The sequence below is a fragment of the Flavobacterium lindanitolerans genome (genome assembly GCF_002846575.1).
Taxonomy (GTDB): domain Bacteria; phylum Bacteroidota; class Bacteroidia; order Flavobacteriales; family Flavobacteriaceae; genus Flavobacterium; species Flavobacterium lindanitolerans.
Map to the genome: position 1 here is coordinate 713,731 of NZ_PJND01000007.1, position 26,055 is coordinate 739,785.

26 protein-coding genes are annotated in these 26,055 nt (G+C 39.0%); 6 read left to right on the forward strand and 20 right to left on the reverse strand.

The genetic code is table 11. The features are described 5' to 3' along the window. Entirely contained in the window at positions 1-771 is a 771-nt protein-coding gene (locus B0G92_RS03175; protein ID WP_101471072.1) for a DUF3298 and DUF4163 domain-containing protein, read from the reverse strand. Positions 772-865: 94 nt separating this feature from the next. On the opposite strand from B0G92_RS03175, the gene B0G92_RS03180 reads away from it, so the two are divergent. Beyond that, entirely contained in the window at positions 866-2,011 is a 1,146-nt protein-coding gene (locus tag B0G92_RS03180; protein WP_101471073.1) for a cystathionine gamma-synthase, read from the forward strand. A gap of 50 nt (positions 2,012-2,061) precedes the next feature. Here the strand turns inward: B0G92_RS03180 and B0G92_RS03185 are convergent, their stop codons facing one another. Further along, a complete protein-coding gene (locus B0G92_RS03185) occupies positions 2,062-2,841 on the reverse strand; it encodes a THC0290_0291 family protein (protein WP_056066803.1) in 780 nt (259 codons plus the stop codon). A gap of 266 nt (positions 2,842-3,107) precedes the next feature. Between B0G92_RS03185 and gdhA the strand changes: the two genes are divergently transcribed. From gdhA to recO, 3 genes are all read left to right on the forward strand, one after another. Then, on the forward strand, positions 3,108-4,451 hold the full coding sequence (gene gdhA, locus B0G92_RS03190) for an NADP-specific glutamate dehydrogenase (RefSeq protein WP_056066801.1): 1,344 nt from the start codon (positions 3,108-3,110) through the stop codon (positions 4,449-4,451). Between the two features lie 132 nt (positions 4,452-4,583). Beyond that, entirely contained in the window at positions 4,584-6,878 is a 2,295-nt protein-coding gene (porZ, locus tag B0G92_RS03195; RefSeq protein WP_101471074.1) for a type IX secretion system anionic LPS delivery protein PorZ, read from the forward strand. Between the two features lie 15 nt (positions 6,879-6,893). After that, positions 6,894-7,607 (forward strand): DNA repair protein RecO, encoded by a 714-nt coding sequence (gene recO, locus B0G92_RS03200; RefSeq protein WP_101471075.1) that lies wholly within the window; start codon positions 6,894-6,896, stop codon positions 7,605-7,607. Between the two features lie 17 nt (positions 7,608-7,624). Here recO and B0G92_RS03205 read toward each other — a convergent pair whose 3' ends face one another. The 7 genes from B0G92_RS03205 to B0G92_RS03235 all read right to left on the reverse strand — a co-directional run bounded on the left by B0G92_RS03205 (position 7,625) and on the right by B0G92_RS03235 (position 12,650). Then, the gene (locus B0G92_RS03205) at positions 7,625-8,227 is read right to left on the reverse strand and encodes an alpha-ketoglutarate-dependent dioxygenase AlkB family protein (RefSeq protein WP_101471076.1); all 603 of its coding nucleotides are present in this window, start codon (positions 8,225-8,227) and stop codon (positions 7,625-7,627) included. Next, positions 8,214-8,471, reverse strand: coding sequence for an Ada metal-binding domain-containing protein (locus B0G92_RS03210; protein ID WP_101471077.1), 258 nt, complete (start codon positions 8,469-8,471; stop codon positions 8,214-8,216). The genes B0G92_RS03205 and B0G92_RS03210 overlap by 14 nt, the downstream gene beginning before the upstream one ends. A gap of 2 nt (positions 8,472-8,473) precedes the next feature. Beyond that, a complete protein-coding gene (locus B0G92_RS03215; RefSeq protein ID WP_101471078.1) occupies positions 8,474-9,187 on the reverse strand; it encodes a 2OG-Fe(II) oxygenase in 714 nt (237 codons plus the stop codon). A 3-nt stretch (positions 9,188-9,190) separates the two neighbouring features. Then, complete coding sequence (locus tag B0G92_RS03220) at positions 9,191-10,042, reverse strand: bifunctional helix-turn-helix domain-containing protein/methylated-DNA--[protein]-cysteine S-methyltransferase (protein WP_101471079.1); 852 nt, start codon at positions 10,040-10,042, stop codon at positions 9,191-9,193. 66 nt (positions 10,043-10,108) lie between these two features. Continuing rightward, positions 10,109-10,729, reverse strand: a complete 621-nt coding sequence (locus B0G92_RS03225; protein WP_101471080.1) for an FMN-binding negative transcriptional regulator — start codon at positions 10,727-10,729, stop codon at positions 10,109-10,111. 18 nt (positions 10,730-10,747) lie between these two features. After that, positions 10,748-11,563: an alpha/beta hydrolase gene (locus B0G92_RS03230; RefSeq protein ID WP_101472008.1), complete on the reverse strand. Its 816-nt coding sequence runs from the start codon at positions 11,561-11,563 to the stop codon at positions 10,748-10,750. A 4-nt stretch (positions 11,564-11,567) separates the two neighbouring features. Continuing rightward, positions 11,568-12,650, reverse strand: coding sequence for a winged helix DNA-binding domain-containing protein (locus B0G92_RS03235; protein WP_101471081.1), 1,083 nt, complete (start codon positions 12,648-12,650; stop codon positions 11,568-11,570). A gap of 111 nt (positions 12,651-12,761) precedes the next feature. Here B0G92_RS03235 and B0G92_RS03240 point away from each other — a divergent pair, with 111 nt between their 5' ends. Continuing rightward, entirely contained in the window at positions 12,762-13,592 is an 831-nt protein-coding gene (locus B0G92_RS03240; protein ID WP_101471082.1) for an NmrA family NAD(P)-binding protein, read from the forward strand. A 78-nt stretch (positions 13,593-13,670) separates the two neighbouring features. Here B0G92_RS03240 and B0G92_RS03245 read toward each other — a convergent pair whose 3' ends face one another. The 9 genes from B0G92_RS03245 to B0G92_RS03285 form a co-directional block, all read right to left on the reverse strand. After that, positions 13,671-14,585, reverse strand: a complete 915-nt coding sequence (locus tag B0G92_RS03245) for a T9SS type A sorting domain-containing protein (protein ID WP_101471083.1) — start codon at positions 14,583-14,585, stop codon at positions 13,671-13,673. Positions 14,586-14,921: 336 nt separating this feature from the next. After that, the gene (locus B0G92_RS03250; RefSeq protein WP_143394985.1) at positions 14,922-15,365 is read right to left on the reverse strand and encodes a hypothetical protein; all 444 of its coding nucleotides are present in this window, start codon (positions 15,363-15,365) and stop codon (positions 14,922-14,924) included. Beyond that, on the reverse strand, positions 15,358-15,699 hold the full coding sequence (locus B0G92_RS03255) for a hypothetical protein (RefSeq protein ID WP_143394986.1): 342 nt from the start codon (positions 15,697-15,699) through the stop codon (positions 15,358-15,360). Before B0G92_RS03255 ends, B0G92_RS03250 begins: the two co-directional genes overlap by 8 nt. A gap of 80 nt (positions 15,700-15,779) precedes the next feature. Beyond that, on the reverse strand, positions 15,780-16,379 hold the full coding sequence (locus B0G92_RS03260) for an REP-associated tyrosine transposase (RefSeq protein ID WP_101471086.1): 600 nt from the start codon (positions 16,377-16,379) through the stop codon (positions 15,780-15,782). A gap of 287 nt (positions 16,380-16,666) precedes the next feature. Continuing rightward, complete coding sequence (locus B0G92_RS03265) at positions 16,667-17,089, reverse strand: hypothetical protein (protein WP_101471087.1); 423 nt, start codon at positions 17,087-17,089, stop codon at positions 16,667-16,669. A gap of 4 nt (positions 17,090-17,093) precedes the next feature. Beyond that, positions 17,094-18,200, reverse strand: coding sequence for an RHS repeat-associated core domain-containing protein (locus B0G92_RS16845; RefSeq protein WP_310793699.1), 1,107 nt, complete (start codon positions 18,198-18,200; stop codon positions 17,094-17,096). A 414-nt stretch (positions 18,201-18,614) separates the two neighbouring features. After that, on the reverse strand, positions 18,615-18,968 hold the full coding sequence (locus tag B0G92_RS03275) for an immunity protein Imm33 domain-containing protein (RefSeq protein WP_101471088.1): 354 nt from the start codon (positions 18,966-18,968) through the stop codon (positions 18,615-18,617). Positions 18,969-19,033: 65 nt separating this feature from the next. Further along, on the reverse strand, positions 19,034-19,675 hold the full coding sequence (locus tag B0G92_RS03280; protein ID WP_101471089.1) for an immunity protein Imm33 domain-containing protein: 642 nt from the start codon (positions 19,673-19,675) through the stop codon (positions 19,034-19,036). A 55-nt stretch (positions 19,676-19,730) separates the two neighbouring features. Further along, positions 19,731-20,336: a hypothetical protein gene (locus B0G92_RS03285; RefSeq protein ID WP_101471090.1), complete on the reverse strand. Its 606-nt coding sequence runs from the start codon at positions 20,334-20,336 to the stop codon at positions 19,731-19,733. A 204-nt stretch (positions 20,337-20,540) separates the two neighbouring features. Here B0G92_RS03285 and B0G92_RS03290 point away from each other — a divergent pair, with 204 nt between their 5' ends. Then, a complete protein-coding gene (locus B0G92_RS03290) occupies positions 20,541-21,620 on the forward strand; it encodes a DUF695 domain-containing protein (RefSeq protein WP_101471091.1) in 1,080 nt (359 codons plus the stop codon). A gap of 56 nt (positions 21,621-21,676) precedes the next feature. Here B0G92_RS03290 and B0G92_RS03295 read toward each other — a convergent pair whose 3' ends face one another. Next, entirely contained in the window at positions 21,677-22,459 is a 783-nt protein-coding gene (locus tag B0G92_RS03295) for a hypothetical protein (RefSeq protein WP_101471092.1), read from the reverse strand. A 4-nt stretch (positions 22,460-22,463) separates the two neighbouring features. Beyond that, positions 22,464-26,054 (reverse strand): DUF6443 domain-containing protein, encoded by a 3,591-nt coding sequence (locus B0G92_RS03300; protein WP_101471093.1) that lies wholly within the window; start codon positions 26,052-26,054, stop codon positions 22,464-22,466. Position 26,055 lies beyond the last annotated feature (1 nt).

A 26,055-nucleotide genomic window follows, 5' to 3' on the forward strand; every position in this document is an offset into this window, starting at 1 on the left:
CTATTTGATAAGAAGATGGTCTTTTAGCTGGTCGTAAGGCAGTAATAACTCTTTTGGGCCATCAGCATAAGAAGCAATTTCGTAGGTGTTGTAATATAACAACAGTCCTTTTGGTGTAAAGAAAATACTTTGAGGAAGTTCAAATACTTCGTTTTCAAACATCAGTCCTGTTGAATTTATGGCGCCAGCAGGAATCTTATATTTTTTTCGGAACTCCTTTTCGGCAAGAGCCTTAAAGCCTGCTTCGTCTTTCAGGAAGTCTTTTCGTGTCAATTCTTTTCCGGTTTCAGGATTGAAAAGCAGGGAACGGTTTCCTTCATAACCATGGGCGCCACCTGTGTAGGTGTAATGGTGCAATTTGATGTTTAAGACCTTATCTGAAGTATAATCTACTTTGGCATCTATTTTGGCTTCCCAGCCTAAAGTTTCATCAGGAAATTCTTTTTTCAGCTCTTCATAAGAATTGATAAAGGAAGTCATGATGTCTTCATAAGTCTTTCCGTTGTAGGGTTTCTCGCCAAAATAGACGATGCCGCGAACCGTATTGAAGATTTTCTTGTTGATACTGTCTGCTACTACCGGAACGGCTGAAGCTTCCGGAACCGTTATCTTTACTTCGGCACAAAGGTCTCCCTTGCATGGCAGCGTTGTCTTCTTTTCAAAAGTTTTGGATTGGAAATCAACTGTTTTCAGTTCAGAACTTTCTTTTTTGTCTTTTTGACAGCTTGCAAAAGCGAGCGGTATTGCGATAAATAGTAAGAGACGTTTCATGGCAGCTGTGTTAATTATTTATAAATATAGCGTTTTTAGAATAAAATTAAAAGGTAAATTTGTCCAAAATATTGATACATAAATAATCATTTATATGAAATTTAACACTAAAGTGATACACGGCGGACAGCATCATGACCCAAGTACGGGAGCCGTAATGCCGCCGGTTTACCAGACTTCTACCTTTGTGCAGTCAAGCCCGGGACAGCCTGTTGGAGATTATGAATACAGCAGGGCAGCCAATCCAACGCGTACGGCTTTGGAGAATGCGTTGGCCAGTATTGAAAACGGAACAAAAGGTCTTGCCTTTTCTTCAGGATTAGCGGCTACAGATTGCGTTTTGAGGTCTTTCCAGGCAGGAGATGAGGTGATTGCCATGGACGATTTATATGGTGGAACCTACAGAATGTTTACGAGAATTTATAAAAATTCCGGAATCAAGTTTCATTTTGTAGATATGAACGATTTGGAGAAATTCAAATCGTTAATCAACGAAAATACAAAGTTGGTATGGGTGGAAACACCAACCAATCCTTTGATGAAACTGGCCGATATCGAAGCCATTGCCAAAATAACCAAAGAACACAAATTGCTTTTTGCTGTCGATAATACTTTTGCTACTCCCTATTTGCAAAAGCCATTGGACTTGGGAGCAGATATCGTAATGCACTCAGCCACAAAATACCTTGGCGGACATTCTGATGTTATTGCCGGTGCTTTGGTCGTAAAAGATGAGGCTTTGGCAGAACAATTGCATTTCCAGCAATTTGCTACAGGTGCTACATTGGGTCCGCAGGATTCTTTTTTAGTGTTGAGAGGAATTAAAACTTTGCATCTAAGAGTACAAAGGCATTGTGAGAACGGAGCAAAGGTTACGGAGTTTTTGAGCAGCCATCCAAAAGTAAAGACCGTTTTTTATCCGGGATTGGAGTCACATCCATTCCACGAAATTGCCAAAAAGCAAATGAAGAATGGTTTTGGAGGTATGGTTTCTTTTACGTTTGAATCAGGTAAGAAAGAAGATGCAGTCCGTTTCCTGGAGAAGTTGCGGGTATTTACCCTGGCAGAGTCTTTGGGAGGTGTGGAATCGCTGGCAAATCATCCGGCTTTGATGACACATGCTTCAATTCCTGAAGATAAGAGAAAAGAAATAGGAATTTCAGATGACCTGGTTCGGTTGAGTGTAGGTATCGAAGATATCGATGACCTCATTGAAGACCTGAAACAGGCGTTGCAATAAAAATAAAAGTCCCGATGAAAATCGGGACTTTTTTATTTCAGGATATAATTTTAATTCAAATAGTAGATATAACCTACGTTTAGCCAAACCAGCCAGTCGTTGGCTTTGTTTTCTGAGTAGCGAGCCGGGTCTGGTCGCAATCCGTCAACCCAGTCAGAAAAATAATACTGGAATCTCAAATCCACCATCAAATCTGATAATTCATTCAGTTTGTATCGCGTTCCAACGCTGGAAACGACAGACCATACGGTTCCGGATTCGTTTTTGAAAGCATCACGATATTTTACAGGCGTGTTGATGATTGTCAATGGTCCGGTTGTAGACTTTGCTTCCGGATTGTAATGGCTGAATTGAGCTCCTAAGCTGATAAAAGGTGCCCAGCTTCCGTCAGAAGCCGTAAAATCACGGATACTTAGCGGATAATATTCAAGCTGCATTCCGATATTGGTAATCGCAGTGCTTCCTCTCATATTTCTTAGCTGTTGGGCGGTAACGCTGGTTTTGCTGTCATCAACCCATTTTCCAAAGTGCTGCAAGTTGGTCTTGCTATAGGACAATTCGGTTCTAACTTTAAAGTGGTCGTTAAAAAACGTCTCACGAGCATAACAGTTACACTCTGCTTTATAAGAAAAATTAAGGTAGTGAATAATTCCAACTCCAATTCCTGTATTTCCAGCATTTGTGCTTAAGTCGTGGCGCTCTCCATAGTCTGATTGAAGTGCTACAGGACCCACGATTACCCCAATTTCATGCGAAAAGCCAAATTGGGCAAAAGCAGCATTTAGCCCTCCAAAAGCTAATGCTAGAATTAAAAAATAGATTCTGGGCATCTAATCAAATTTTTAAAGAATTCGAGACAAATATATAAAAACATCAGGCACTTATAAAAAAAAAAGAAAAATAGTTTGTTACTTCAAAAAATATCATAAAAACTCTAAAATCGCCCTGCTAAAAATAGATTTGTTTGAGATTTTCTCATAAAAAAATAAATCTATTGATAATCAAAAAAAAAACTTCACGTATTTGGAGAAGATGTATCTTTGTGCTATCAAACGAAAACGTTTTCATTGAAAACGTTAATAACTACTTAATAATCATGTCAGAAAGTATTAACTCTTTTGTTGAAGCAGTTGCTACAAGAAATCCTAATGAGCCTGAATTTCTACAGGCTGTAAAAGAAGTTGCAGAGACTGTAATTCCTTTTATCGAAGAAAATAAAAAATACCAAAACAAGATGCTTTTGGAAAGAATGGTCGAAGCTGAGCGTGTTGTCATGTTCAGAGTTGTCTGGATGGATGACGCCGGAAATACTCAGGTAAACCGCGGCTACAGAATCCAGATGAATTCAGCAATCGGACCTTACAAAGGAGGTATCCGTTTCCATCCTTCTGTAAACCTGAGCATCTTAAAATTCCTTGCTTTTGAGCAGACATTTAAAAACAGCCTGACTACACTGCCAATGGGTGGTGGAAAAGGAGGCGCTGATTTTGACCCAAAAGGAAAATCAGATAACGAAATTATGAAATTCTGCCAGGCGTTTATGACGGAATTGTCTAAGCATATTGGTGACAATACCGATGTTCCTGCGGGTGATATTGGTGTTGGAGGAAGAGAAGTGGGTTACATGTTTGGTCAGTACAAAAGACTTAGAAATGAATTTACGGGTGTTTTGACCGGTAAAGGAATTTCTTTCGGGGGTTCTCTTATCCGTCCTGAGGCTACGGGTTATGGCGATGTGTATTTTGCACAAAGCATGCTTCAGACCAAAGGACAGAGCTTTGAAGGCAAAACAGTTGTAGTTTCCGGTTCCGGAAACGTAGCACAATATGCTGCAGAAAAAGCAACGCAATTGGGAGGTAAGGTAGTTACCCTGTCTGATTCTGCCGGTTATATTTATGATGCGGATGGAATCGATGCTGAAAAACTGGCTTATGTGATGCAGCTTAAAAATGTGGACTATGCCAGAATCAGCGAGTACACGAAAAAATATCCAAGCGCAAAATATGTAGCCGGAAAACGTCCGTGGGAAGTAAAATGCGATATCGCTTTGCCTTGTGCTACCCAGAATGAATTGGACGGAGAAGAAGCAAAATTATTAGTGGCAAACGGATGTATTTGTGTAGCTGAAGGTGCTAACATGCCTTCAACGCCTGAAGCTGTTGAGGTTTTCCAGAAAGCTAAAATTCTTTTTGCTCCGGGTAAAGCATCCAATGCAGGTGGAGTAGCCACTTCCGGTCTTGAAATGTCTCAAAACTCATTGCGTTTGAGCTGGACTTCTGAAGAAGTAGACGAAAGATTAAAAAGAATTATGCTTGACATCCACACATCATGCGTAAAATATGGTTCTGACGGAACCGGATATGTAGATTACGTAAAAGGGGCAAACATTGCAGGCTTTGTGAAAGTAGCCGATGCCATGCTGGCACAAGGAGTCGTATAATCGAAAAATCCATAACATTATAAAAATGCCTTCTGTTTAGAGGGCATTTTTTTTAACTGTTTCAGGCATAAAATATATGAAAAGAGAAATATATCCGTTTGTATTATATTTGTATGCAATTCCTAATCGATAATGAAAAAGCAATTCCTAATTTTTCTTTTTTCTTTTTTTATACAAATCGCTTTTGCCCAGAACAATCAGTTATGGAAGGGCTATTTCTCCTATAATGAAGTAAACGACCTTACAGAATCAGCTACAAGAATAACAGGTGCTACACAAAAAAGCTTGTTTTCCAAAAATCTGGCAACCAATGAGCTAAAGACAGTAACCACAATTAATGGTCTTTCCGGTCAGGATATTACTGCCGTTTATTACAGCCAGGCTTTTAATAAAACGATTATTGGGCACGCCAACGGATTGATGCTTATACTTACAGAAAGTACCGGACATATTTTAATTGTGCCCGGAATCCGTGACCAGGCCGGACTAACGCCAAACCGAAAACGCATCAACCATTTTTATGAGCACGAAGGAAAATTATACATTTCCTGTGATTTTGGAGTGGTGCAGTACAATCTGGACACACTTGGATTTGGCGATACCTATCTGCTCGGCCCGGCAGGTGAAGAAGTAAAGGCTTATCAGTCAACGGTTTTAAACAATTTTATTTATGTGGCAACCGCAGAAAGCGGTATCAGGAGAGCCGATCTGTCCAATCCGAATCTTAATGATTTTAACCAATGGCAGACTTTTGATAGCGGAATATGGACAGGAATCGTGACACATAATAACCAGATTGTCGGGATAAGTGCCAATAGAGTTGCAAGACACACCGGAACTGCTTTTGCGACTGTGACCAATCTGATGCAACCCGGAATAGATTTAAGGTCTTACCAAAATAACCTGATTGCTACCACGCTTAATCATGTTTATACCTACAATGAAAACTTTTCACAGACTGCGCATATAGTCAGTAGCAGTATTCCTGAAATGACTGCAGCGTTCAACTGCGCGACTGTCATTGACGGAACTATTTATATTGGTACGAAAGAAAACGGTATTATCTCAACAGAGGTTACCAATACGGCTACGTTTCTGGTAATCAAACCTGACGGTCCTGCAAAGAACAATATTTTTGCAATTCAGACCACGCCTACCGGAAAACTTTGGGCGGTGTATGGAGGATATAATGTGTTTTATGTTCCGGATGTGAGCAGTAACGGCATTAGTAAGTTTTCAGAAAATGGTTGGTTAAATATTCCATATGAGGATGTTCTGCAGGCCCATTCGCTTTCAAGGATAACCATAAATCCGTCTAATGAAAACCAGCTGTATATCAGCTCTTTCCATTCCGGATTACTAAAAGTAGAAAATGATGTAGTCGTGGCAAAATATGACCACACCACCCAAAACGGGCCGGAATCGCTTTTCTTTGGACCAGACCCCAATTATAAATCAGTGCGTATTAATGGTGCCGGATTTGACAGGTCAGGCAATTTGTGGTTTAATAATTCAAGGGTTGAAAATGCCATAAAAGTTTTGAAAACCAATGGTTCGTGGCAGTCCTATTCTATAGATGGTTTCGCAACTGGTTATTTAGAGCAGGATTATGGACGCATGGCAATTGATAAAAACGGAACAAAATGGTTTGTGTCTTCCCTAAACGGAGTTATCGGTTTTAATGAAAATGCCGCAACCAAATTCAGGTTGGCAGCTTCGCAGGAAGATGCCGGAAATCCGCTTATAAAAAACGCGATTGCGGTAGCGGTTGATAACAGAAACCAGCTTTGGATTGGTACGATGCAAGGTTTGAGAGTTCTGCCAAGCGTTGACCGTTTTATGGGAGAAAGCGATTTGGAAACCAACCCGATTATCATCATTGAAGACGGACTTCCGCAGGAATTGCTTTATGAGCAGTTTATTACGGATATAGTAGTTGACGGAGCCAATAACAAATGGATAGGAACCGCAGATTCCGGTGTATTCCTGGTATCTTCTAACGGACAGCAGACCATTCACAGATTTACAAGAGAAAATTCACCACTGCCAAGCAATTCCATTAATGATATCGATATTAATGCTGTGACCGGCGAAGTGTTTTTTGCCACTACGGCAGGTCTTGTTTCTTTTCAGGGTACTTCAACCAAAGGCAATGACGACCTTTCTCAGGTATATATCTATCCGAACCCGGTGCGCCCGGAATTTACGGGAACAGTAAAGATAAGCGGCCTGATTAACGATGCCAATATTAAAATCACCGATATTGAAGGCAATCTCGTTTATGAAACTACTTCTGAAGGAGGAACTATTGAATGGGATACCAAAGCTTTTGGAAAATATAGAGTAGCTTCCGGAGTGTATATGGTATTTATTTCTTCCAAAGACGGGTCTGAAACCAAGGTCAAAAAAGTCATGATAATAAGATAAATTTGTAATTGCAAAATGCTTGTCAAGACGAAAGCCATTGTCATCAGTGCCCTCAAGTATCAGGAAAAAAGCCTGATTGTGAAATGTTTTACGGAAACAGACGGATTAAAATCTTATTTCGTTCACAATGCCTTTTCAGGCAAAAACAACAAACAGAAAATAGCCTATTTCCAACCGTTAAATATCCTTGAGATTGAAGCGGTGCATAAAAATAAAGGAACGCTGGAAAGTTTTAGAGAAATTAAACTTTTTGCAGCCTACCACACCATACATGTTGATATTGTAAAAAGCACAATCATTATTTTCCTTTCAGAAATGTTGCATCATAGCATACGGGAAGAGGAGAACAATGAAGACCTTTTTCATTTTCTGGAAACGGCTCTTTTATGGCTTGACAGTCATGATGAGATTGCCAATTTCCACTTGATATTGCTTTTGGAAATTACCAAATTCCTGGGTTTTTATCCGGATGCTTCAACCAATGACTATGCCTTTTTTGAAATGACGGAAGGCATTTTTACACCTTTCCAATCTTTGTCCTGCCTTTCTGTACAGGAGACCATGCTTTTCAGAAAATTGCTTGCCTTGCGTTTTGACAGTAACCAGCAGGTTTTTAACGGAAAGGAGAGGCAACAACTACTCAAGATTATCCTTGACTATTACAGTTTCCATCTGGATGGCTTTAAGAAGCCAAAATCATTGGAGGTGCTTAAAGAAGTTTTTTCATAATTAAATATCCTTTTCTGCTATAAAACAATGGTCCGGAAGGTCAGGTTGACTCTTGGCCGTGTTACTTTTTTTGAGGGTGGCAGGCGATGCAGCCAATGGCTCTGCGTTTCGTCTTTCATAACGAGCAGGCTGCCATGCTCTAATAGTACGGAAACACTATCTTTTGTTTGTTTGTGTTTGAATGAGAATTTTCGTTCGGCGCCAAAACTCAGGGAAGCGATGGTCGTATTTTTGCCCAAAGATTTTTCATCGTCGCTATGATAGGCCATGCCTTCGTTTCCGTCATGATAGAGGTTCAGCAGGCAGGAATTAAAGGAAGTTCCTGAAATCTCTTCGGCCAGTTTTTTTAATTCCAGGAGTTCTTTGGTCCACGGCAACGCTTGTTTGGTCGTATTGGAATAGGTATACAGATAATCGCTGTCCCCATACCAGGCCACTTTTCTTTTGGTTATGATGAGTTTTCCGAAAATAACGGCCTCGTCATTTTTCCATTCGATGTCTTTAAGCAATTTTTCCAGATAAAATTGTGCCCGGGCATGACTCATCACCTTTCCGTAGTAGATTACGGTTCCGTCATAAGGCAGCAGATTGGCTGTTATGTCATCATTAAATAAATCCATTACTGTTATTGGTTTTCCAGATTTTATATTTTTCCGAGAGGCAGTGTCCGCAAGGCCTGTAGCCGTTTTGTAAGGCTTCTTCTTCAGAGATGAAGAAAACCCTGTTTTTCCGCAGCATTCTTTTCCCGGATTGACAACGCAAGTTACCGTAAATTTTCAACTTCTTATTTCCTCCCAACAGGATTTCCTTCCTGATGATTTTTCTGCGAAGCAAGGCATCTGTAATGTGTTCGTGTGCTATCATAATCAGCTTATGGCATCGTGAAAAATAATACCTAGCGTATGCCGTTTACCCGAATGCAATTCGCTTACGCCATGTTTCATATTAACGCGGTAATAACCTTTGGAACCTTTTACAGGTCGGAAATTGGTTGTGAATACTAATGCGTCACCTTTTTTTGGTTTGAGTACAATTGCTTTGGATTGTGCTCTTGGCGTTTGTTGTGTCAGTACGAATTCGCCACCGGTATAATCTTCATCCGGATTGTCTAAGAAAAGTACGGTCTGCATCGGGAAAAAGATATCTCCATATAAATCCTGATGCAGTGTGTTGTATCCGCCCTTACCATATTTCAGAATCAGCACCGTTGGTTTTAACTGGTTGTTGGCATGGCAAAGTGCCTGCAATTCATGAAAATCGGTAGGGAAACGGGAATTTATGTTCAGTACCTTCATCCACAAATTGGCAATTGGTGCTAGTTTTGGATACAGGTTTTCTCGGATGCCCTGAATCAGGTCCGGAAGCGGATAATTAAAATATTTATATTCTCCCAATCCAAAACGGTAGCGTTCCATAACCACAGTTTTCCGATAGCCGGAAGGATTGTCGTAATTTTTTATGAGTTCATCGCATTGCCGTTCTGTAATCAGCTTAGGAATGATGGCATATCCTTTTTCGTTCATTTCATCGTTAAATGCAGCCAAATCAAGCGCTGTAAATTTTTCCTGTATGTTTTCCATGGCTTATAGTTTTGGAGAAAGTGATTGTGCCGCTTCCCATCCAATGATGGCTGTTTTTCGGGTATTGCCCCACATATAGCCTCCAAAATTTCCACTGGACTGGATAACACGATGGCAAGGAATCAGAAAGGCTACCGGGTTGCTGCCAATGGCCGTTCCGACAGCCCGTGATGCTCTTGGTTTCTGAATTTTTTCGGCAATCTTACCATAGGTCGATAAATCGCCCATTGGAATTTTCAGCAAGGTTTCCCAAACTTTCAACTGGAAATCGGTTCCTTTCAGGTGCAATTTTACCTGATGGAGTTTGTCCCAGTCGTGTGTGAAAATATACAGGGCATTTTGCTGTATGAGGTCCAGTTTTTGTTTTAGTTGGGCATTAGGAAAATGACTTTTCAGGTCTGAAAACGAATGGTTTTCATTTTCGGAAAAAGCCATATAGCAGATTCCTTTTGGTGTTGAAGCTACTATAATATTGCCAAACGGACTTTCGGCATAGCTATAATTGATGGAAAGGTTTTCGCCACCGTTTTTAAATTCTCCGGGCGTCATTCCTTCAATTTTGATAAAAAGGTCGTGCAGTCTTCCGGTTCCTGACAGTCCGGTTTCGTAGGCAGCGTCAAACAGCGTCGCTTCTTTTTCTTTGAGGATATGTTTGGCATGTTCAACGCTAATGTATTGCAGGAATTTTTTTGGGCTAACGCCCGCCCATTCCGTAAAAAGGCGTTGAAAATGAAAAGGACTCAGGTGTACCTTTGCCGCTACGTCATCGAGATTGGGCTGGTTCTTGAAATTTTTCCGGATATATTCGATGGCTTCTGCAATCCGGATATAATTGATGTGTTCTTGCTCATTCATTTCTTTGAAATTTATGATACAAAGTTATCGGAGGCTTTGGCGTATTAAAACCCGAAACTTGCGGGATTATTCTTTTTCTCTGGATTGCTTCATGGCTTTGGCCGTGGCATTTGACATAAAATCAGAACTGTTTTCCAATTGGTTGACAATCGTATGGAAGTCAGTTTCTTTTCGGGTTTGGGATAATTTATAGGTTGCCTGAATTTCAGAAACGGCAATTTTGAAGCCTACAATTCCGTTAACCTGCCGCATCGTTTTTTCGGAGAGATTCTCTACAGAAACCGGATGTTCTGAACCGTGTTCGTAAGTATCTACGAGCTTTTTCAGCGAATCTATCAATTCCTTGCCTTCAATAATCTCGACTTTTCCGTAGACATGTACTGCAATGTAATTCCAGGTAGGCACATCTTCTTTTTGATACCATGAAGAAGAGACATAACTATGTGGTCCGTGGAAGATTGCCAATACTTCTTCGCCATCCACAAAACTTTTCCATTGTGGATTGGCTTTGGAAATATGGCTGTATAAAAAAGTATTGCCGTGTTCATTAAAGTCCAGTTCCATTGGAATATGCGTTCCCCACAATCTGCCTTTTGTCTGACTGACCAGTATGCCAAAGCTGTTAGCTTTGATAAATTCCCGGACTTCGTCAATATTTTCATTTTTGTAGTGCGGTGGAGTGTACATAGTGGTAAATATAATTGTTTATTGCGTTTTATTTATTGCTTCCAATGCCTTGTAAAGTGAATTGTGCAGTATTGTAAGATGATTTTCTTCTGTCATTTTTGCGAAGGAAGAAACCAGATTGTCTTTTGATTTTGCCAGAATTTCCGAAAGTTGGAACGCATCGTCCTCCATTTGTTGTCCTTCAGAACCAACGGCTACAAACACCTGAATTTTTTTGTTCCGCTTTTTTTCTAATAATTCCGGAGCTTTACGTAGTAAGGATTCATCGTCCCACCAAAGGCTTGGGCTTATAATAATATAATTATCAAAAAGTTCCGGTTTTTTAAGAAGCGTTTCTGTTACAAAAAGCCCGCCTAGTGATTGTCCGGCAATTGTAGCGGTGCTGGTGCGGTAGTGTTTTTTGACGTAAGGAAGCAGTTCTTTTTCAACAAAACTCAGAAACTTTTCAGAATGGCCGGTAGTAGGGAAGTCTTTTTTGTCCTGAACGTTCGTTGTCGGAAATGTAAAATCTCTTTTCCTGTCGACGTTGGCGATTCCAACAATAATCGATTCGGGCATTTTCTGAATCATGGTCAGGAACTGCACAAGTCCGGTGACATGTATAAAATCTTCGTTGGCAGAACCGTCCAGAAGGTAAATAACCGGGTAAGCCGTTTTCGGATTTTTATTGTAACTGTCCGGAATATAGATGTTCAGGGTTCGGGTTTCATTCAAAACCTTTGAATTGATTTTTTCAATTCTGCCCAAAACAAAAGGTTCGGTTTTCGGACTTGTTTTTTGTGCAAAAGAAAAGGTAATGGTAAAGGAAAATAAAAGGGTTAAAAAGGATTTCATAAGTTTATTGGGAGTTATTAATTGTATTAACGGGTAGTTCATAAAATTTTTCAAACCGAAGTAAAGCCTTTTCAAATTCGGATTCTTGCTTTTTGTCCGGCTGTTCCAGAAATTCATATTCCAGATCGATTACTTTTGGTTTTATTTTTCTTCTCCAGGAACCAATAACCTGTCCGTCAAATAAAAGCGTGTTGTCATATCGGAGTCTTTTTCCGGGTTGTACAGCATTTCGGTATTGCATTAAAGCTTCCCTGTTTTTATAGCCCATAATCATTTCGTCATAAATAGGAAGCAGTTGCAGTTGCCCGAAAGTTGCGGTGTCAAGATTTAGTTTGGGAGAAAAATAATAGGTTTCAGATTCTATTTTTTCTTCTGCCAGATGGGTTTTGACCATTTCGATCCCCTTTTTACAGTCGGTCAGGCTCAATCCGGACCAGGTCGAAAAATCTTTGGCGGTTGCGGGTCCGTGGCTGATGAAATAGCGTTGGGAAAGTTCAGCCAGAGCTTCATCCCGTTCTTTTTTGCTGACAGGCGAAACCCTTTCTTCCAGCAACGCATACGTAAACTGATTGCCTTGTCTGGCGCCACTACAGATAAGCCCTTCAAGTTCTGCCTTCATCATGATGCAAACTAAACGCGTACCGTCAGCCTGAATGTTGTTTTTGAGAAATTCCTGGCTCAATGCTTCGCGAGTCAGATGTTTTCCACCTTCAAGAGCACGCTGCATGATGGTGTTGCATTGATTGAAAGTCGCATTGTCCAGTTCCATCTTTCGGTACATATAAGCATTTATGGCTTCTACTCTTGGGCCTGTTAGCATCAACATCCACCGGATATCTTCCGGAGCTACAAAATGCCAGGTAGGCCGCAAAAGGTGCGTTCTTAAAATTCGGCCTTCGTTGAGGTCTTTTTCAATATCGGCATCCGTCAAATGTGGCATCCGTAAGCCAAGCGACCATTTTGTCTGGGCATATTCCTGTCCTTGAATGGCTCCAAAATAGGCTACCATTTCAGGAGCCGATTTTAGTTCCGGTTTGGTAATCTGCTGTGCAAGCATCCGAAATTTTGCGATATCGCGTTGGGTCATGGATTTGTTTTTTAGGCCTAGCTAATTTACAAAAAAAGTATGGCTGTCGGTTCTGTTCTATTTTAAGGTTTTTCTGGCAGCTAGTTTTGTCTAAAAAAAAACAGAAACATAATGGAAACAAAACAGATTTTAGTATTGGGTGCTAACGGAAAAACAGGAAGCCGGGTAGTAGAGCGATTGGAAAAAAAGAACTTGCCTGTCAGGAAAGGTTCCCGTTCAATGGTTCCTAAATTTGATTGGGAGCATTCAGAAAATTGGAAAGAAGTATTGAAAGACATCAGCAGCATATATATTACTTTTCAGCCGGATTTGGCTGTTGAAGGTTCAGATGATGCGATACGGTTGCTTTCAGCACTGGCAAAAGAAGCGGGTGTTGAAAAGCTGGTACTTCTTTCTGGACGTGGTGAAAAAGAAGCCGAAGTATGCGAGAAAATCATCATGGAGAGCGGTTTAAAATGGACTATTGTAAGAGCAAGCTGGTTCAACCAGAATTTTAGCGAAAGCTTTTTTCTGGAACCTATTCTGCAAGGTTATGTTTCGTTGCCTGTTGGAGATGTCAAAGAACCATTTATTGATGCTGATGATATTGCTGATGTAGTTGTCGCTTCGCTTACGGAAGAAAGCCATGATGGAAAGCTTTATGAAGTCACAGGTTCCAGATTGCTGAGTTTTAAGGAAGCAATTGCTGAAATTGCTGAGGCTGTTGGTAGGCCAATTGTTTATGAACAGCCTTCAACGGAAGAATATGTAACACAGATGACAGCCTATCAAATTCCGAAAGAGTATATCGATTTGTCTACCTATCTTTTTACAGAAGTACTGGATGGCAGAAATGCTTCCACAAGCCATGGAGTAGAGGAAGCCTTAGGGCGAAAACCAAAAGATTTTTCAGAATATGTGAAAGAGATTGCGGCAAGTGGTTTATGGAATCCGCAAGATTGATACGGATTCTCTTTTATATAAATGTCTTTATTTTTGTAAGAACAAAAACGCCGGATCATTGTCCGGCGTTTTAATGATTTATTTTTTTATAAGTTTTTTTGTGAAAGATGTCCCATCTGTCGTAAGACCTTTAAGGAAATAAGTTCCGGCAGAAAGCGAACTTACATTGATTGTCTGACTGCCTTCTGTATGTATTACTTTTTGTCCGGTGATGCTATAGATAGCAGTTTCAGATAATGTAGTATTTGCTGGTAATTCTATAGAAACAATGTCTTGAGCCGGATTAGGGTATACAGAATAAGAAATAGCTTCAAAAGGTTTAGTGCCCAGGTTTTCACTTGTAATGACAAAATTGTCATAAAAAGCATTGTTGCCATAATTGTTGTGGAGCATATTAAATCCCACGATATTAAGTTCTGTAAAATTGGCAAGTGTTTTTTCTAAAGTATTATTGATATAATATTTGATTTCGGTAGCAGTAACTTCAATCTTAATGTTGACCCATTGGTTGGGAGCCCACTCAGGAACAGCACGATCAGAACTATAATTTATGTCCTTGATTAGGTAAATATATCCCTGATTTTCAATTCCTACACCTGCAACAGGTACATATTCCTCATTGCTGTCAATGGCAAATAGTGTAAATTCAAAATCAGAACCCAATTTCGCTGTCGCCATTACATCATAAGAAATAGTAAAATTGTTATAGCTTTTAGGAGCGTCAAATATTTTGGAAGCACCAAATATTGGAAAATATTGCCAGTCAAAGCTAGGCTCATAAGCATTCTTAAAAGAATAACTACCCGTTGAAGCCGCTTCGTTGCTTACAGTTTGGTTGGTAACAAAGCCGGCAGAACCTTCTGTAACTTCCCAGCCGTTTTGTTGGTGAAGCGTGCCAAGTTGATAACCTTCCGAAGTTTCAAAGGAAATGGTTTGTTGTGCCCATAGTGTTGTTGAGGCTAATGCAAGTAATAAGGTTTGAATTTTTTTCATAGCTGTTTTTCGTTTTTAGGGCTATAAAAATAAGCAATATATGGGGTTTGGCGTAATATGATGGGTGTTTTTATGGTTTTGATGGGATTTTAGGATTTGTTGCGGATGTATTTTTATATTAAGAGGCCATCTGTATTGGTATGTTTGAGGTTTTAATATACTGTAAAGTGTTTTGTGAGAAAATCTGGTTTTGTTTTGTCTTATTCTTTAATGTCTTTAGCTATATGTGGTATACTGCCATTTGATTGAAAAATTCAAAAAAAAGCTGGAACATCGAAAAATGTCCCAGCTTTAAATAATTCTGATTGATATAATTCAAATTTTAGTTTTGTAATTTTAATAACCACCTGAATTCACATGATATCCAACAATTTTTATCGCTTCACCTTCTTTAAGCATTGATAAGGATTCTGTAGCTTTAAATTTGCTGTACTTTACTTCATAAACAAGTAGATATTGTGTGTTCGTATTAGTACCTTGGGTTCTTGAAGTTTTCCATTCAATTAATTTATAATCTTGAAAATCACCTAGTTTTTCAGTTTTGTTTGACAGGACCTTAATAAAGTTTTCCCTACTATCAGTTTTAAAAAATGAATCGCTAAATAAACTTGTTACTTTGTCATAATTTTTTTTCGAAAGCTCCAAGTACATTAGTGCAGCAGTTGATTCTGCATTTTCTTTTTCTTTCTCTTCATTTTCAAAATTAACATTCGCATTAAAGTTGCAAGATAATACGGATAAAGAAAAGAGTAAGGTTCCTAAGGTTTTGATTTTATTCATATGTTTTTCCATTACATTCATAGTTAAACCGGAATATCGTATCTTTTTTACGGATATTGAAAACTAATTCATTTTTTCTTTTGATTATTGTATCTCCGATAGCCAATAAGGGGTAAAATGTACAGAACCATCTGTTTTCTCTGTCAAATTGAATCTTTTTGCCTGTATAGGGATCTGTCCCTTCAATATTGAAGAGGTGGGTTGATTTAGGATTAGGAATATTTTCAATAATTATGATACATTCAAAACTCCTGTAAATATCGGCGGCATCATCACAGTCTCCTATACAGCCCATAAGAAATAAGCCAACAATTAAAATTGATAAATGTCTCATAATAAATTAGTTATATTGGTATAGAATTGTTGAATAAGAGGTAGTTGTCCCGCTGCGCAAAGTATCCTGACTTTGAGCAATTAATAACTATTATAATTATCAAAAGAACTGTTTCTTAACACATCAACAACAGGATTATCAGCTTTTTCGATAGTCAAAATACCTTCACCGTTTGCATAATTACTCGCACTCGAATAAATATAATCTGAAGCTTTTACAACAAGACCAGCACGAACAGGGTTCATATGGATATAATCCAATTTTGACCACATAAATTTTTCTGAATAAATTTCTTCAGAATGATTTCCATATTGCCAGAACTGATAATTTTTGTTACGACTATGAGATTCTGTGGCTATTTTGAATCGTTCCAGCATCCAGTCCCTTCGACTTTCAGGTTCTGCTTGGATTTTTTCTAAAATTGTTTTAGCAGTAAACTTCTTAAAATCCCTTATTAAATCGGACAATTTTCCTTCTTTAGAGTGTATAATTAAATGGATATGATTGCTCAAAATGACATAACCGTATACAGTCATGCCCTTATTTTTAATGCAGAAATCCAAACAACCAATGATACAATCCCGATAGTTTTTTCTAGTAAAAACATCAATCCAATCTACTACTGTGGCTGTAATAAAATGAGCTTTTTCTTGTTCTCTTATAATCTGTCCTTCTTTCATGGCGTGTAAAATAGTTTTATCAAAGATAATAAACACTACTCTTTTCAACGAAAAAAGCTACAACATTTCTGTCATAGCTTTAGTATTACTCAAAGTCAGGAGACTTTTCGAAGCTAGTGTATTCTTGTTTTAAAGTAGCTATTTTAAAAAAGACAAGCATTATGCTTGCCTTTTTTGTACGTAGTCATAGTAATAATTTTGGCCGCTAAAATGTCTTTTCTTAATTGATCAAATTTAATAACTCCAATTCATTTATATCATTTCATAATGTTGGATTAATGAATTTATTACTCTATTTTATCATCAACAAAGAGAGGGTATATTAAACCTTCAAGCTTATCATTTTTAAATCTTTCACCATTGTTGTTGTTTCTTAAAATAACGCCATCATAAATGGTATAGCTTAACGAAAAATAATAATCGGTTTTCTCGTCATTGAAACTTATTTCAAACGAACCATTATTAGCTCTATTATTAACACTTCCCTGTATCTTTTTAGATAAAGAAAACGCATCAATAATTTTGCTTATTTCTGATTTATCAATAATTTCTAAAGTAATAGGTTTTAAGTTGTGTAAACTGCAGTTTACTTTATTAGTAATACTTATCTTTTTTATACTTGATGGGGTTATTTTAATGCTTTGATTGCTCTTGTTTTCATTGCAGGAAATTATCAAAAGAATTGATATTATAGTGATTAGATTTTTCATAGGATTATTTTTTAGGTTTTTTTAATGTAGTTTGAAGTTTCATTTCGCTTACAGATAGAGATGCTCCTGCTTTGAAAGCGGATTCACCTAATATAGATGTTGAAACACTATAACTTGTAGGTGTCCAGTTCCATTTACTAGTTAAGCCCATACTTAATGTTCCGCTTATAGTGCCAAGTCCTCCGGCTAAGTCTATATTTGTTCCAGCCATGGTGTCTCTATTAAATGTTTTTTTTGTTGAATTAGAGGCGTATGCAGCTCCTATTTCAAGGCTTATACCAGCTGATAATCCAATAGAGTAAGTAAAATTATCAGGTGTATATAAAAAGGTTCCGCCAGTATCTTCTCCTGTTAGAAAATGTACAATTTGAACAGAACCACCTATCCCTCCACCTGCTACAATTCCTCCAGATAATGTCAGGAATAGGGCGTTAGGATTACCAAATTTTTTAACTTGAGATTTCACTAATTCATCCATTCCATATACCACTAAAGGTTTATTTTGGTCTTTATTGGTGACGGGGTCATGCTTTGGTACAACAGGAAGACTAGGTAAGTCAACAGTCTCATCAACCAATTCTGTTTTAATTACAACAGTCGGTTGCATTTCCCCTGTTTTGGCATTTTTTCCTCGAATTGTAATGTCGTCATAGTCGAAGTCTGTAATCTTAACCCCAGCTATATCAGCTCCTAACTCGCTCAAAAAACCCACTCCTTCCATTCCATCCGGATCTATAAAGTAAACAGGATTATTAAGAGCATAAACATACGGACTAAATCTCCTTGATTTCTCCGCCAGAGGATCAATATTCATCCATCGTCCCAATGCAGGGTCATAATTCCTAGCCCCGTAGTCGTAAAAGTTAAGCCCAAGCTCGTCTTGCCATTCTTTCCCGTTGTACTTATATTTGTATGCATAAGCTCTTTCTCTGTCTAAAGGAGACAAAAAGTTAGGTATAGGCTCTAATCCTGTTCCTCCCGTGTAGTATCCATCGGTTCCTTGTATTGGTACATGGCGGTATACATCTACATTGTATTTTTCGTGCTTTAGGCCAAAAGGATAGTAATGGTTTTCCTCAAGGATAATCAATCCTCCCTTTCCCCAATCCATCCCGTAGGTCAGCCTGATGTTGCCTAGATGGTCCTTAAGGTTATAGGCATAATTGTAGCATTCAGGTCTGGCTCCTCCAGCCGGATAGCATTTGACATAACCTTCGGCAGTAGGGAAAAAGTCGAGTACGCTATTTATGTACTGAAACCCTGAAAGATAGTCGGTAGCGGTGGTTGCCGTTCCCGTGACTATTGTCTTTTTCAGCTTGCTGCCGCCAGCATCGTAAAGGTAGCTAATTTTTTCTCCCGTCTTGTAGGAAATATCAATTGGCAGGTCCCTTATCGTCTCTAAATAGAGATAGAATAGGGGAATTATTCTCAGTAATGAACTTCTTTTTGATAACAGCTAAATTTTCCATGACATTAAAAAAATGGGACTATTCAATGCAATAGCCCCTGATAAATTTCTATCTAATTAAACTTCTAATAATGTAGGGTCTGTCCATACATCCACATATTTACCATCTTCAGCAATTAAAACTCTTGTTCCAGCTGGAAAACCTAAATAAGGCATAATTATAGGGCACCATTCATCAAGATGGACTGTATGTAATGGTTTAAAGAAGTCTTCCTCTTCGGAATATTCGCCAGCCCATATGTACCAGCCTGTTGTATGCTCATCTTTTGGGTGCCTTAAAGCATGTATAGGTTGTTGATTGTCTTTAACGCTTAAAGAAACACCAACTTTAAGACTCAAATCTGATCTCTGAAATTCTAACCCATAATTTGAGCAAATTTCTCTTTGTAAGTTTTCTAAATTATTTCCCATAATATTAAAAATAGGGACTATTCAATACGAATAGTCCCATCATTTAGAATTGTTAGATTATAAGATTAATCCAATACTTCTTCATCAAACCAGACTTCATCATTTTTTGAGTCCACAAAAAATCTGAAACCATTATCCAATGCTAGGTATTTTATTAATTCAGGTCTTCTACGGGCCAAATCAGGAAGTCTAATTTGTTTAAGTGAATTGATATCATCGTTATAAAGATCAGTCGTAAGATACCAGCCTGACATATGTTCAGGAGCCTCATATCTTACCCCTTCAACTGCGACTCCTTCCAAAACACCATCGGAAATAGCTATGTTTTGATTAACCCGTGTGAACAGGTATTTCGAAGAGTGTTTGTCACAGACTTTAATCTGATTATTCATTACTTCTAATGAATAATCGCAGCCTTGCACAAGTTCTTGGGTTACTGGATGCGTCTCATAAATTTCGAGATATTCGTTTTGTTTGAGTATAAAATTTAAAATCCATGAATTGAATCCAATATTTTGATCAGGAAGGATTTTGGCATTTTCTTGCATTATATACTCAATGATGTACTTTAATACATAAATGTAATGCTCCTCCTTAAAATTTCCCTTTTTGACCCTGATTTCGGAATCCATATCATTGCTTAGTCCTTCAGTAATGTAATAGGGATCCGCAAACTTTATAACTTTTCCCTTAAATACTTCTAACATATATCTATGATATTAAATAGGGCTATTCATAAAGAATAACCCCATAATTTAATCTTTAACTAATTCCTTCTAGTTCGTATATCTGATCTTTAAGAAATTTTATAGAAGTCTGTTTCCCGAAATATTCTTTAGGGATTTCGTCAACGATGTCAATATCTTTAATAAGTTCCAATCGTAGCTTTTCGCCAATAGAACTTTCTAAAACTATCTCAATTGCATCATTTTGGTAATCTTTTGGAAGTGAAACTAGTGATGGCGCCTTTAGAATTATATCATAAGTGGCGTCAGGAAATTTTAAAAGCACATATTCCCATTCACTGGCGTCAAGCATTCGTTTTACATCATAATTATCTAGTGTGAAACGAAATTCCCAATTTTTTGCTGGTTTATAATACTGGAACTCCCAATAGACAGAATTAGGTGCAGAACTAATGATTTCCTTAGTTTGACCTAAAAGTCCCAAGTCTCCACCAGGTGAAATGACAAGCATATTGTCCTTTTCTTCACCTTCCCTTATTTCCCAACTAAAATCTCCAAGTGACAAGATTTTCCTATCTAATGTGTCGATGAGATTGTCGGTGATAACTTCTGGCATTAATGCCTTTTCGTTTTCAGAAAACCAGTTCCAAAAAATATTGATTTTTCCTTTAAGATTTTCCATACGATTAGTCAGTTATATAGAAGCTAAACTGTGCGTTTATTGAAATGCTTTCTAATAGATAGAGTAAACTGTAAAAATATTAAAAAAAAGGATTTTAACATTATTTAGGGGCTAATTTATCTATTATATTATGGGGATTATTTCTAATAATGTCTTTCATTTGTAATACTATAGCTTTGAAAACTAAATTTTAATTATACACTTATGGATTTTCTAAATAAAATATTCAATAATAGAAAAGAAACTAAAATATCTAGCAAAGAAGACTTTTGGAGATGGTTCATGCAAAATGAAAAAAACTTTTCTAGAGCTGTTAGAAAAGGCGAGAGAATTGATGAAATATTTTTTGCTCCCCTTTCACAAAAACTAGAGGAATTGAGAGAAGGTTTTTTTTATATTACGGGTGTAACCGAAGATAATCAAATTGAGCTAGTAATCACGCCCGATGGTGTCATAAAAAATATTATTTATGTTGAAGAGTTAGTCAATAGTGCGCCTAATATTTCTGGTTGGAAATTTAAGGCTATGAAACCACCAATGGACATTGAGAAATTAGGCTTGCGTATTAAAAATTACACATTTACAAAAGAAAACCTGTTTTTTGTTGAAGTTTCTAATAAGAAATACCCTGATGAAATAAATATTGGTGTGGTGTATGAAAATTACAATGTAAATGACAGAGTGACTATTGAAACTGGTATTTATGCCTTTATCGATAATTATCTTGGTGAACTAAATGTCATAACTAGCCTTGATAATTTAGAACTTATTGAAGTTCCAAGCGAGGAAAACGAACTGATCCCGATTTGGAAACTGAAAGATTTTATTTTATGGCGAGAAAAAGAATTTATTGAAAAATATGAAGGTTTACGCTACGATACTGACAGTGACAGCTATGCATTATTAGAAGGTGCAATTGATGGAAAGCATATGACGGCTGTTGTAAATGCTACATTAATGGAATGGAATGCTAAAGCTTCGCATCCCTGGCTGCTAAACATAGGAATTGAATTGAATCAAGGTAATGAAAATACTGATTACGAAACGAAAATGGAAGAATTTGAGGAGGAATTGATGAAAACGCTTAAAGATTCTGAGGGATATCTAAATATCGGAAGGGAAACTTTAGGAAATAGAAGAGTTATCTATTTTGCTTGTAAATGTTTCCGTTATCCATCAAAAGTTATGGAACAGTTTACGCCAAAGTACACACATCTTTTTAATGTTAGTTACGACATTATTAAGGATAAATACTGGAAAACGTTGGAAAGGTTTCTCAGTTAAAGCTACATAATTAGTAAAAAGCCATCTCTATTGAGATGGCTTTCTGCTAGATATTCTTAAAATCCTTTACCGTTGTAGGAAAGCATTTTATTTACTTCTTCGTGATTCTCTATCGCTTCTTTATCATTATCGTTAAAGGGATAGTCTGCCAGCTTAAACTTGAAATGTCTATTCAACGCTGCATCTAAGTCAACAATTACTCTTTCGAATCCACTAGAATCGGTTACTATTATTTTATCATTATTTATTAAAATGTCTTTAAATGTCTTATCAAAATATATTTCGTCAGGTAAAGTACGGATGATTGTACCACTACATAGAACTTCCTTGGAAGAGATGCTTCTTATTGTCATAACTAATTTAAAATCTATAGTGGTAAAATAACAGTTTAAGCTGATTTCAAGACCATGTTGTTTAAATGTTTTCTTCTTAAAGACCCATTCATTTTTAGCCCCACTATTTTTAAATTCTTCCGTAATTCTAAGTAAATCTTCGAGTGGTATATCCTTATAATTTGCTGCCTCTTTGAAACCTTTTTCTAAAAGATCAAAATAATAGCTAAAATCATTTGTTTGCTTTACCTTTTCATATTTTTCTTGATTAAATGGTAGTTCAACCCTTAAACAATCTAATGGGACAATAGAACAATTAGTCGTTTCCTTTGGGATTGGAGTAATGGAAATCATATTAAAAGTACCATCTGTCTGAAACTTTAACTTTCGGATTTGAATAGACAAATAATGATTAATGAAGCGAGTACGTAATTTAAACTCATAACGATATTTTTCATTAAAACCTGATTCTGGACTAATCCAAAGATTTATATATCTTAAATTCATATCTCTATGGTGTTTTATGTATTGCAGGATCTAAAGTTTCCCTGTTTTTATCAGCATTTTTCTTTTCTGCGTCTAATATTTTTTTTCTAGCACCTTCACCTTCCGGAACTTTTTTCACGATTCTAGAATCGTACTTCTTAGTGCCGGCAGCTTTATTAAGTTTATTTACTTGAGAAGTGGCTCTGTAGGATTTTCCTGCTTTGGATACTTTTCCTCCACTAACCCCGGTCTTCACTACATTACTATTTGACGTCTCGTAAATTTCATATAAGTGTTGCGCTTTTGTACTTGCTTTAGAATTTCCATTTACAGGCTTTGAAACAGCAACGGAATTGTTTGTAACTGTACTTTCTGCAACACTAGTTTTACTCCCTACACTAAACAGCCTCGCGAAACCGGCTCCAATGGCTTCTGCAGTTACCATATCGGTAAGGAGTGAGCCCATAAACTGCCCCATGCCGTCTACCGGGTCTGGAGTCGAATTCATCTTTGTCTCCATAGCCTGTTTCGTGCCATTAAAGGCGCCAACAGGATCCTGGATCAGCCCGATGGTTGCCCCCACGGAATTGCCGATTGCCGCACCTGTCTGCTTTAATGCAGTTCCCGGGTCGGTAACAACGGTAACCGCAAAGTCGGCATAGTCTGCGAGCCTGTTTGCAGCTCCTGTCAACATTCCCCTGTTGAGTCGGTCTTCGAAACTTTCCTGCTTGTCACCCGTAGGTGCCCATTCCAGCCCTTCCAGCTCATTACCGTCAACAACCCTGTTTTCGGCAAAGTTGTATGGTGACTGGTAGCTGTAACTTTCCGCCAACGGGTCAACACTCATGAATCTGCCTAACGCAAAGTCATAATTCCTCCACTTAAAACTATCCCAGTTGAGTCCGAGTTCATCCTGACGTTCCTGGCCTTGGTACTTGTACTGGTATGAACGTCTCTGCTGTGGCCCAATCGGTTCTATCCCCACGGGATAGGGCGTGTCGTCCTTGTGGTCTGCAACGTACTCATACTTATCTGAGTTATACTTTTCATGTTTCAGTCCGAACGGATAGTAATGGTTTTCCTCAAGAATAACCAATCCGCCTTTTTCCCAATCCATGCCATAGCTCAGACGGATATTTCCCAGATGGTCCTTAAGGTTGAACGCGTAACTATAGCGGGCCGGCCTTGATTCTGTCGCCGGGAAGCATTTTACGTAGCCCTCCGCGGTAGGGAAAAAATCGAGCTTTTCATCGATATACTGGAAGCCTGAAAGATAGTCCGTAACAGTATTTCCTGTTGTCCTAACAACCGTCTTTTTCAGCTTTGTACCTAAAGCATCGTAAAGATAATTAATTTTTTCTCCGGTCGTAAAACTAATTTCGATGGGAAGGTCCATGTGGTTGTAGGTTACCGAACCTATACGTTTGTTGCCGTCGGAAATCATGTTGCCGTTGGCATCATAGTCATATTCAGAGCCCATATTGGCCCCGTCCTTAAAACCGGCGGGATGCAGGGAGTGGTCGGTTACCTTGTTTAACCTGTTATGGATGTACTCGTATTTTAGTTCGTCTATCTGTATGGCAAAGCCCGCGTAGTCCAGATCACCGAAACGTACCATGTTCTGGATGTTCCCGTTCTTGTCATAGTCCATCGTCTCGTCATAGGACTTCGTATAGGCATGTTCCTTAAAGTAGGAGGCCTTCCTGAGTCTGTCGAGCGCATCATAGCTGTAAGAGTAGCTCCGTTCCCTGCTATCGCTTTTGGAAATCCACCGTGTTTCGCAGATATTTCCGTTGTACAGCGCCTTTAGTGTAGGGTCATAGCTTCCATTCAGGTCGTTGTAGCGGATGGCAAAGGCAAATAGGTCCGAGCCGGCATCGTCGGTCGCGAAGTTTTCTATCGAGTTGATTCCCTTAAGCCATCCTCGGATATTGTAGCTGTAGTCGACCTTTTGGTAGAACGTGCCTCCTGTGAGGTCGTTTCCACCAGTCTTTCTGGATACGAGCTTACCGAGCTTGTCGTAACTGTTCAGGGATAGTAGTTCTGTTGGCAGATCCCCGATCTTATGGGTATGGGAAAGCGGCCTGTCCTGTAGGTCATACGTAAAATCTTCCCTTATGCTGACTTCTGCGCCGTCATCTCCCATACGGTGCCTTGTTACGGTATATTCTGGCCGGCCCGAAAAATCAAGCTTGCTGTCCGTTATGGTATATCCGCCAAGATAATTGGTTGTGATAACGCTGATAGGCCTTGCCTTGATATCGTACAGGGTTGCCGTGAGTTCCCTTTTGGCATACGATGGCTCTTGAAGTGCTCTTGTCCATGTGCCTGTAGGCAATCCCTTCGGTTTCTCAGTACCATTGTTATAGAATACCGTCTGACCCTCCACCGTTCCGAACGTATCTGGCGCTTCAGGATAGGAGTAGTCGTCATACCAATTGATAGTAAGTACGCTTAGGCCGTTTGTCGCCGTAGGATATGCCTTATTTGAATAACCTATAGAGATGTTGTCTACCATTTGCGGCGACCTTATTTCCCACTGGCTGGCGTAGCTGTCCACGGTAGTCTGGATACTGGATCGCGTACCCGCATTCTGGAGCCACCCCGTATATGCTACCCTACCGAATACGTCATATTTGGTAAACATTGCACCAGTTCCGCTTCCGTCAAAGGGAGAGGTCGTAGGTCCCGTTGCCACCAGACGGTCCATCTTGTCGTAAGCCATGAACTGCCATTGCCTGCCGGGCAGCTTTTTTTCAACCAGCCTGTTACGGTGGTCGTACTTGTATTGGTAGCAAAGGTCCTCGAGCTGTGCCAGGGGATTGTCAGCAAGCGGAGGGAAGACATAGGAAAGGTTGCCAAACTGGTCATACACGTAATACGTATCATGGCGTTGCCCAGCATCATAGGTCCTTTTCAATACGAGTTGGCCTTCTTTGTCGGAAAACTCTTCGGTGGTATTGTCCGTTCCTGAGGTCCAGTTCTCGTTTTTCGTAATGTTCTTGTAGAGCTGCCCTGCGGCATAATTGGCAGAGCTGAGGGAAACATCGTAGATTTTGGTGCTTCCGTTCCAGACGGCGGTAGCGGTATAGTTCTTTACCCCATCGGCTGCCGTATTGGTATCGTAGCCCATCTTTATCTCATGACCCGAACCCATTGCCCAGGGATTGCCGGGAGCGGCCTGCTTAAGTACGCGGTTGAGGTGTGAGTTTTCATATAGAGTTTCCCTATATGGATTTCCCGTGGCTTCTACGCCCGATGAGGGTGGAGGCGTACCATAATAGCCCTGTACTTCTGCAAGTGCGTTAGAATCATAAGCGAGGGAGGCAGACTGCGAGGGATAGGGCAGGTATTCTTTTGTCTGCATGCCAAAGGCGTCGTAGGCAAAATGTGTGACGAGGTCTGTTCCGGTACCCGACTGTCTGTAGGAGCGACGCTGCAGGGGTCTTCCCAGCCCGTCCAAATAGTTGATTTCTACCGCGGCCTGCTGCGCCGTTGGATTTTCTAATGGTGTTGATGCTGGATGTTTGTAGACCGTTGTCTTTACATAGTTTTGGTCCTGTCCATACATCGTTATGGCCAACAGGAATGCTATTGTTGAAAATATCTTTTTCATG